We start from the raw sequence: 2435 nt of genomic DNA, 5'->3' as shown, positions 1-2435 counted from the left end.
TACGCAGCCCTGCCGGGTGGCGGGGCTGCGGCTCACCGCAATCGAACCGACAGGCACAACAAAAAACCCGGCCTCGCGGCCGGGTTTTCTTGTCCTGGATCAACGACGGCGCCAGAGCGCCGCAGCATCACTTCTTGCCGATCGTGCCCAGGCCCGCGAAGCGCGTGTTGAAGCGCGAGACACGGCCGCCACGGTCCAGCATGTGCTGCGTGCCGCCGGTCCAGGCCGGGTGGGTCTTGGGGTCGATGTCAAGGTTGAGCGTATCGCCTTCCTTGCCGTAGGTCGAACGGGTGAAGTACTCGCTGCCATCGGTCATCACGACCTTGATGGAGTGATAGTCAGGGTGGATGCCGGTCTTGGCCATGACGAAATCCTCGAAGCTTACAAAAACGGGCGCATCGACAAGCAGGCGAGCCTGCCCGGCCCGTCGAAAGAATTCGGATGAGCCTGTCGTGAAGTCGCGTGCACATATCGCAGCCGCCGCTTCAGTGCAAGCTTAACCGGCGGCGAGAGCGCCCCTGCGTCGTTGCGTCGTTTGCCAATCCGGGCACGATGGGCTTCACCGGGGCCAGATTGATATTGGTCGATTGAAGAGCGCGCGGGCGACGCGCGCGATGCAAGGAGGTTCGGCGCGTGGCCGAGGCTGACAAGAACGAAGAGAAGGTGCGGCCCGATTTCCGCTCTCTTGCAACCTTCTGGCCTTATGCGCGGGCACAGAGGGGGCGGATCGCGCTGGCGCTCGTCGCGCTCGTCATCGCCTCGCTCGCGACGCTGGCGCTGCCGATGGCCGTGCGGCGCGTCATCGACGTGGGCTTTGCCGATGGCGAGCGGCAACTCGCCAACAACTATTTCATCCTGCTGATCGGTGTCGTCGCGGTGCTGGCATTGGCAAGCTCGGCGCGATTCTACCTGGTGACGACGGTGGGCGAACGCATCGTGGCCTCGCTGCGCGCCGACGTCTTCCGCCACCTGACGCGGCTGGAACCGGCCTTCTTCGATTCGAGCCGGGCGGGCGACCTCGTCTCGCGGCTGACCGCCGACACCACGCAGATCAAGTCGACCTTCGCCTCGACCGCCTCGATCGCCCTGCGCAATGCCATCATGGCGCTGGGGGCGCTGGGCCTCATGGTGGCGACGAGCCCGCGGCTCTCGGCCATCGTCATCGGGGTAATCCCGCTGATCGTGATCCCGCTCGTCCTCTCCGGCCGCTCGGTCCGCAAGCGGGCGCGGGCGGCGCAGGACCGTCTGGCTGACGCTTCGGCCTTCGCCGCCGAGGCTGTCGGCGCGATCCGGACGATGCAGTCCTTCGGTGCCGCGTTCCAGACTTCGGCGCGGTTCGAGGCGGCATCGGACGATGCCTATTCGGCCTCGCGGGCGGCGATCGCTTCACGCGCGCTGCTCTCGGGCGTCGCGATCTTCCTGGTCAGCGCCAGCGTCGTCTGGGTGCTCTGGACCGGGGCAAGCGAGGTCTTCGACGGACGGATGACCGGCGGGCGCTTGTCACAGTTCATCCTCTATGCGGTGCTGGCAGCGAGCTCGCTCGGCCAGCTCTCGGAAGTCTATGGCGAGATCAGCGCCGCCGCCGGTGCCTCGAGCCGGCTCGGCGAGATCCTGGCGATGAAGCCGGCGATCGCCGCTCCGCCGCATCCCAAGCGAATGCCGGAACCCTCGCTCGGCGAACTCGCGTTCGAGAAGGTTTCCTTCAGCTATCCCGGGCGGGTCGGTCCGGCCCTCTCGGATCTCGACTTCTCGGTGCGTCCGGGCGAGCGGGTTGCGCTGGTCGGGCCTTCCGGGGCGGGCAAGAGCACGGTGCTGCAGCTGGCGTTGCGCTTCTACGACCCGCAGGAAGGCTGCGTCGTGGTCGATGGCGTCGCCGGACCGGAGGCCGATCCGGAGGTCTGGCGCGAGCGCTTCGCGCTGGTGCCGCAGGAGCCGACGGTGTTCGGCGTCTCGGTGCGCGACAACATCGCCTATGGCCGCCCCGATGCCTCGCGGGAGGAGGTCGAGGCGGCGGCGAAGCTGGCGGCGGCGGACGAGTTCATCCGGGCATTGCCGGAGGGATACGACACTGTCGTCGGAGAGCGCGGCGTCACGCTCTCGGGTGGCCAGCGCCAGCGCCTCGCGATCGCGCGGGCGGTGCTGAAGGACGCGCCGATCCTGCTGCTCGACGAGGCCACCAGCGCCCTCGATTCGGAAAGCGAGCGGGCGGTGCAGGACGCTCTCGACCGGCTGATGCTCGGCCGCACCACGCTGGTGGTCGCGCATCGGCTCGCGACCATCCTCTCGGCCGACCGCATCCTCGTCATGGAGGATGGGCGCATCGTCGAGGAAGGCAGCCATGCCGAGCTCAAGGCCCGCGGAGGCCTCTATGCCCGCCTGGCCGCGCTGCAATTCGGCCTGGAGGCGGCCTGAGCCCTGCAAGGGAAACAGCGCCT

General features: G+C 68.0%; 2 protein-coding genes. One reads left to right on the top strand and one right to left on the bottom strand.

All coding sequences use genetic code 11. The annotated features are described in order from the left end of the window. Positions 1 to 127 precede the first annotated feature (127 nt). The gene (gene rpmE, locus ACIPIA_RS14295; RefSeq protein ID WP_400510510.1) at positions 128 to 364 is read right to left on the bottom strand and encodes a 50S ribosomal protein L31; all 237 of its coding nucleotides are present in this window, start codon (positions 362 to 364) and stop codon (positions 128 to 130) included. Between the two features lie 269 nt (positions 365 to 633). Here rpmE and ACIPIA_RS14290 point away from each other — a divergent pair, with 269 nt between their 5' ends. Next, positions 634 to 2412: an ABC transporter transmembrane domain-containing protein gene (locus tag ACIPIA_RS14290; RefSeq protein WP_400510508.1), complete on the top strand. Its 1779-nt coding sequence runs from the start codon at positions 634 to 636 to the stop codon at positions 2410 to 2412. Positions 2413 to 2435: the final 23 nt, after the last annotated feature.

The sequence above is a fragment of the Allobosea sp. CER48 genome (genome assembly GCF_044752385.1).
GTDB lineage: Bacteria > Pseudomonadota > Alphaproteobacteria > Rhizobiales > Beijerinckiaceae > Allobosea.
The sequence above is the reverse complement of the archived record's forward strand: the minus strand, read 5'-3'. Positions and strand labels throughout refer to the sequence as shown.

Coding starts and splice junctions, on each gene's coding strand:
- rpmE (WP_400510510.1), bottom strand. CDS start 364: ATGGCCAAGACCGGCATCCACCCTGACTATCACTCCATCAAGGTCGTG.